Origin of the sequence: Streptomyces spongiae (assembly GCF_009377185.1) — a bacterium.
Taxonomy (GTDB): Bacteria; Actinomycetota; Actinomycetes; order Streptomycetales; family Streptomycetaceae; genus Streptomyces; species Streptomyces spongiae.
This window is the reverse complement of sequence record NZ_VJZC01000590.1, coordinates 1-6,141: the sequence shown is the minus strand read 5'-3', so window position 1 is coordinate 6,141 and position 6,141 is coordinate 1. Positions and strand designations below refer to the sequence as shown.

The 6,141-nt window shown below is 69.1% G+C and carries 4 protein-coding genes; 2 read left to right on the top strand and 2 right to left on the bottom strand.

Annotated features, from left to right (window positions below):
- Positions 1-329: DUF6083 domain-containing protein (locus FNH08_RS52675; protein ID WP_228034706.1), on the bottom strand; the 329-nt coding region annotated here is incomplete at its 3' end.
- Between the two features lie 160 nt (positions 330-489).
- Positions 490-753, bottom strand: a complete 264-nt coding sequence (locus FNH08_RS42245) for a helix-turn-helix transcriptional regulator (protein WP_322726340.1) — start codon at positions 751-753, stop codon at positions 490-492.
- 708 nt (positions 754-1,461) lie between these two features.
- Here FNH08_RS42245 and FNH08_RS52670 point away from each other — a divergent pair.
- Both FNH08_RS52670 and FNH08_RS42235 read left to right on the top strand, forming a co-directional pair.
- Complete coding sequence (locus FNH08_RS52670; protein WP_228034705.1) at positions 1,462-2,004, top strand: hypothetical protein; 543 nt, start codon at positions 1,462-1,464, stop codon at positions 2,002-2,004.
- Positions 2,005-2,372: 368 nt separating this feature from the next.
- A partial coding sequence (locus FNH08_RS42235) for an AAA domain-containing protein (RefSeq protein ID WP_152776812.1) occupies positions 2,373-6,141 on the top strand: 3,769 nt, incomplete at its 3' end.

Here is a 6,141-nt window from a genome sequence, read left to right as displayed (position 1 = left end):
GGAGTGTCGCGGGCGGGACAGACGACAGCGTGCGGCAGACGGCACCAGCTACTGCCATCTCCCCCCGGGTAGGCAACACCGGAACTGACATGCCAGCGGCACACGGTGGGCACCCGGGCGGCCGGAAGTTCGTGCGGATGAAGGCGGACGGGCCGCTCAGCGCCGCGGTGGTACCACTCGATCCGGTTGCCGCACTCGCGGCACCGGTCGCCCTGACCGCAGCGCAGCAGCCGGCTGACGCCGTCTGGGGAGACGTGCAGGGAACGGCGCACGCGGTGGACGAGGAGGCTTCCGTCCCAGCGCCGGGCCGGAGGAGGTGTGGAGCGCATGTGGGCGAACCTGCCAGCCAACACGCCGGATCCGCGGCAGCAGCTCTGCCGGATCGCCCGGTTAGCCCCATCCGGTGAGACTGGAGTGCGAACGCTTGATTGCGTGTTCGAGAGGATCTCGCCGGTTCGGGTGATCTGCGACAGGCGCCCGGGCAGGGAGTCAGTCCCGGGCCGGGCCGGGCAGGTCGTGCCCGCGGCACAGGGTGCTGAAGAGCTCGTCGAGCGGGGTGTTAAGGGCGTGGGCGAGAGCGTGCCAGGTCTTCAGTGTGCCGATGGTGCGGCCCTGCTCGATCTCGATGACGGTGCGTCTGGCCAGGCCGCTGCGGGAGGCAAGCTCGTCATAGCTCCACCCGTGCGCGGCCCGCAGGCGCGCGAGTTCGAACCGCAGTGCAGTGAGGTCCGGATCGGGCGGCAAGATCGTCACCCGTCCATCCGACGGTGCAGACCCCTGCACTGCCAGTGCATACCTCTGCCCTATTTTCCCAGGTGGCGGCGTCCGCGGCAGGGCAGAGGTCTGCACTACGGTGGGTGGCCGTCCCCCCCCACCCAAGAACGGGACCGGCGCGGAATCGACAAGGAGGAACACGCGCCCATGAGGCTGCGCCCAGCATGTCCGACGACACCACGCGCCTGGACCGTGGAACTGCGCTTGCACGCCGGCGGGCTTGCTCTCGTATGCCAGCAATGCCCGCACGGCAGCGGGCAGATCACCGCAGCCTCCGCACGTGCGGCCGCCCTCGCCCACCTCGCACGGCACGCACGCGGCAACCTTCTCCCCTCGTACCTACGGATCTGTCAATGTCATGAACGCGGCTGCCACTGGCATCCCCGCCACCGCGGCTGCGCTGGCCCCATCCGCCTCCTCCTCGCACGCGAACACGGCGGACGACTATGGCGGCTCGCCGACGCCTGCAGCGCCTGTGCCGCAGCGACAGCACAGGCCGCCGTAGTGCCCGACACCGTCCTTGCCCGCCTACCGCTGCACCCGACAACCGCCCGGCGGCACAGACGCCGCCCCAAGGGGCCCGGCGAACAGACCCGGGTACGTGAAATCCTCAGCTACCTGGCCGCTGCCCTTCCAGCGGGCACTTCGGCAGCCGCGCGCTTGCTCGCGCTGCAGTGCGCGCTCCGCGTGAACACCAGAATGCACGTCCGGCTGCCCAACGGCGTGCTGTGCAGCCTCCGCCTCAACGCCGTCCAGGACCCATGGCGCGAGCTGGAGCACGCGCGATGGCTGCGCATCATCCCCGCGACCGCGGCCAACGAGGTTGTTGCCGAACTACTTGACGCCGCGCTGCTCGGCCAAGCACCGGCCCGCCCCGACCGGATGCGTGCCGCGGACTGGGCACTGCGCGTCAGCTCCTCCTCGACAGCAAGGGCAATCGGACCGCTGCCGCAACTGGCGAGCGCCTACCTCGCGGCGCACGCCGACCTGCGCGCCGGTAGCGGACTGAGCGAGCTCGACCAGATGGCGCGCGCCTGTGGCGTCCCGCTCGCGGAACTGCCCACCCTGCTTGACCAACTGGCAGCAACCGGGCTGCTCAGGTCATGGCAGGCCTGCCCAGACTCGGGGGACCTGCACTGGACCCTCGCGTACGGAAGGGGAATCCACGACGCCGCCTGCACGACACGGGCCGCTCCAGGCAATGCGGATGAGGGAGGAGCACGACCTTGAGTGTGCGACAGCCGCTCGGGCGAAAGGCGACGTGGCGCGCTTGATCTTGAACAGGACGTCGTCTGGCCGGTGGACGGCCGGCCTCGACCGGATCCCGCACCGCCCCGTTCCAGCCGCGTCCTTGACTCCTTCCCGGAGCCGACAGACGGCGGAGTTGTGTCTTCCGGGCGCCCATAGTGCGCCGTGTGTGCTTCTTTCGCGCCCTACGTGAGCTCCAACTCTGCCTGTTTCAGCGTGTCTTTGCCTCCTACGTTGGTCTGTTCGCCTGTACGGGGCGGGCTCCGGCGCTCGGCGGGCCGGGTTCGGCGGACGAACCAGCCAAGGGGTGACACGTGGATGCCATAGTGCGGCACGCTCGTCGGGAGAAAGTGGCTGCTGAAGCACAGCAGTGGGCCGACGCTTTGGTCGACTTCGGTCCCTACAACACGTTGTTGCACTTCAAGGACACCAAAACCGCGTCGCTGGATGTGACCGACGCGAACGGTCAGGCCCTGACCTCGCTCCTGGCCGGACGCAAAACCCGCCTGGCCGCCTTGTTCCCTGCTGCCGCCGACCACGGTCCTGCCTGCACCCGGGCACGGGGCCTGCGCCGCAGGATGGTGGAACTGGACGAGGAGCAGGGCATCGAGGCCGGGCGCCTGGCTCTTGGCCTGCTGCGCGTCGACCCGCCGCCAACGCGCGGCAGCACCCCTGTGCCGGCGCTGCGCGCCCCGCTGCTGCTGCAGCCTCTGGCCATCCAGCCGCGCACCGCGTCCGAGAACGACTTCGTCCTCGAAACGGCCGGCGAGGCGGAGATCAACCCGGTGCTGCTGTACGCGCTCAGCCGCCACTACGGCATGGACGGCGACACGGAAGCTCTCGCCGACAAGGTGTCCACCGCACTTGAGGAGTGCGCGGACCCGGCCGACCGCATCCCCCTCGCCTACGAGATCCTCGAGGCCTTTCTCGTCCGCAGCAACCTGACGGCCGAACTGGAAGAACGCATCGTGGCGGGCGTCTTCAGCTTCGATCGGCTACCTATGGTCCAGGACTTGCGCAACGCCACCGAACTGCTGGCCGACCACCCGGTCATCGCCGCCCTGGCCGGCGACCGGGAGGCAAACCGTGCCCTGGCCGAGGACACTGGCACCCGCGCTCCAGCCGGCGCCGACGACATCCCGCCCCGCTCGGAGTACCTCGTTCTCGACGCGGACGCCTCCCAGCAAAAAGCCATCAGCGCCGCGCTGGTCGGCTCCCACCTGGTGATCGAAGGACCACCGGGAACGGGCAAGAGCCAGACCATCGCCAACCTGATCGCCACCTTCTCGGCCCAGGGCAAACGCGTCCTGTTCGTCGCCGAGAAACGCGCCGCGATCGAAGCCGTCACCGACAGCCTCGCCACCGTGGACCTGGACGGACTGGTCTTCGACCTCCACGGCAACAAACTCAGCCGCCGCCAGATCGCCCAGCAACTGCACGACGCCCTGGAGCGCGCCGGCCAGCAGGCTCCGCCCCGCCCGGCCGACCTGCACACCGGCCTGGCTCATTACCGCGAGGAAACCCTCCGGCACATACAGGAGTTCCATCAGCCGCTCGATCCTTGGCAGGTGAGCCCGCACCAGGCGATCACCCACCTGATGGGCTGCCCGTCATCCCACCACACCCGCCTGCGGCTGCGCGGCTCCGCACTGCGCCACCTCCACGGCGAGCGCCATCGCCAGATAGAGCAGGATCTGCGGACCTTCGTCGCCAAGAAAGGACTGACCATCCGCCGCGGCGAATCCCCCTGGTCCCACGCCCAGGCCCGCACCGAAGACGAACTGCGCGCCGTGGTGGCCGGCCTCGACCAGCTCACCGGCACAGCACTTAGCGACACTCGCCGCACCCTTGCCCACCTGGTGGACATCGCAGGCCTGCGCCTGGCCGATGACCTCCAGGGATGGCAGGTCCTACTCACCCTGCTGCAGGACGTCACCGCGACCCTGGCCCGCTTCGAAGCAGCCGTCTTCGCCCCCGGACTGGACGATCTCATCGCCGCCACCGCGAGCCGCGCATGGCGCAAGGAGCACGACCGGAACATCAGCTGGTGGAACCGCCGGAAACTGATCAAAAAAGCGCGTGGCCTGACCAAGGACGCTCTGCGCGAACGCCCCGCGCTGCACGCCGCCCTTATCCAGGCGGCCGACCAGCACGCCCGCTGGCAGACGCTGTCCGTGACCGGCAATACGACCCCCTGGACCGTCCCCGGACTCACCCGCGCCCTGACCGCGTTCACGGATCTGCAGAGCCGTCTGGCCGCGATAGCCCTGTGCGTGCGCTGGGACGGCTGGCAGACCGCTCCCGCCGACGACGTAGACAAAACCCTTCAGCGCCTCGACGGCGACCGCGACACTCTGCTGCGCATGCCCGAACTCAACCAGCTCACCGACCGCCTCGAAGCGGCCGGACTCGGCGGCCTCCTCGACGAGCTGGCACACAAGGACGCCGACCCCGACACGGCGGTGGCCACCTTCGACTACCTGTGGTGGTCATCGGTGCTGGAGGAGGCGCACATGCGCTCCGCCTACCTGCGCTCCTTCACCCGCCTCGAACACGACCACGTCGTCGAGCAGTTCCGCCGCAACGACCTCATCCACCGCGACAGCAACCCCGCCCGGGTCCGCTACGAAGTCGCCGTCCGGCTCCGCAAGGTCCGCGACGCCCACCCTGACCAGAACACCCTGGTGCGCACCCAAGCCCGCCGCAAGTCCCGGCACCTCCCGCTGCGCAGACTCGTCGAAAAGGCCCCTGACGTGCTGCTGGCCGCCAAGCCATGCTGGGCCATGTCACCCCTCGTCGTCAGCCGTGTCCTGCCCGCCACCCGCCTGTTCGACGTCGTCATCTTCGACGAAGCCAGCCAGGTCCTGCCGCACGACGCGATGACCTCCATCATGCGCGCACAGCAGGTCATCGTCGCCGGAGACCCCCACCAACTCCCGCCCACCACCTTCTTCCAGCGCGTCCTCAGCGGCACACAAGAGGACACCGACGACGACCTCGACGACGCTGCGCCCCCGGCCGCCTACGAATCCCTACTGGACCTGCTCTGCAGCCGCCTGCCCCACGTCCACACCCTGAAATGGCACTACCGCAGCCGCGACGAACGCCTGATCGCCTTCTCCAACCACACCATCTACGACAATCGGCTCGTCACCTTCCCCGGCACCACCCTCACCAGCCCCATTCGCCTGGAGACCGTCGACGGCCATGCCCAGCCAGGCCAGAGCGGCTCCGTCCCCGAGGAAGTCGAACGAGTCGTCGAACTGGCCCTCGACCACGCCACCCACACCCCCCATCTCAGCCTCGGCGTCATCACCATGGGCCAACGCCACGCCGACCGCATCAACCTCGCCCTGCGCCACGCCCTCCAAGACCACCCCGAACTGCAGGAGTTCTTCAGCCCAGACGCCGGACCCCGACGGCGCTTCTTCACCAAGAACCTCGAACAGGTCCAGGGCGACGAACGCGACGCCATCATCCTCAGCATCGGCTACGGCAAAGCCGCCAACGGCCGGCTCTCCATGTCCTTCGGCCCGCTCAACAATGACGGCGGAGAGCGCCGCCTGAACGTCGCCATCACCCGCGCCCGCCACACGATGACCGTCGTCAGCTCCTTCACCCACCACGACTTCGACCCCGGCAAACTCAAGAACACCCGCAACCGCGGCCCCGAACTGCTGCGCGCCTTCCTCGAGTACTGCTCCCACGGAGGAGACCTCCAGCGCACCGGAACCGCACGCACCGACTGGAACCTCAACGGCTTCGAACAGCAAGTCCTCGCCACCCTCGAAGCCGCCAACGTCCCCGTCACACCGCAGTGGGGCGTGTCCGGCTACCGCATCGACTTCGCCCTCGGCCACCCCGAACGCCCCGGCCAGATGATCCTCGCCGTCGAAACCGACGGCGAGCGCTACCACAGCGCTCCCAGCGCCCGAGACCGCGACCGCCTGCGCCAGGCACACCTGGAACGACTCGGCTGGCGCTTCCACCGCATCTGGGCCGCCGACTGGTTCACCAACCCGAACACCGAAATTGACCGCCTCCTTGCTGTCTGGCGTGACGCCGTACGACAGGCCGACGAAACGCCCGCCGATCCCGCCCCCACGCCCGGTCCGGCAG